Origin of the sequence: Phytoactinopolyspora endophytica, assembly GCF_004138495.1 — a bacterium.
Classification (GTDB): domain Bacteria; phylum Actinomycetota; class Actinomycetes; order Jiangellales; family Jiangellaceae; genus Phytoactinopolyspora; species Phytoactinopolyspora endophytica.
The window spans coordinates 9,698-9,983 of the sequence record NZ_ML142887.1 but is presented as its reverse complement, the minus strand read 5'-3'; the positions used below and the strand labels follow the sequence as shown (position 1 = coordinate 9,983).

1 protein-coding gene is annotated in these 286 nt (G+C 64.7%); it reads right to left on the bottom strand.

Going from position 1 to position 286, the window contains the following annotated elements; genetic code table 11:
- On the bottom strand, positions 1-253 hold a 253-nt coding region (locus ELR45_RS33990; RefSeq protein ID WP_240760342.1), incomplete at its 3' end, for a mycothiol transferase.
- Positions 254-286: the final 33 nt, after the last annotated feature.

Below are 286 nucleotides of genomic sequence, written 5' to 3'. Positions count from 1 at the left end.
TGATCGCTCGGCCGTCGGGCCATGGCAACTGAGCCGGCTGTCCCAGGCCGCCGTCGGCGAGCGCTTCCTTGACCAGCGCACGGGAGTTGGTCACGGTGTCCTGCCAGAGCGTGCGAATCTGCTCGGGTGTGTTGTCGGTGGTGGAGTTCCATTCCCAGTCGGGGTCGGTGTCCCAGTCCACGGTGTCCCATGGGGATCCTGGTTCCTGCCCGTGCAGGGTGTAGGTGAACCAGCCTTCCTCGACCCAGGCCATGTGCTTCATGATTCCGCCGAGGGTCATCGATGA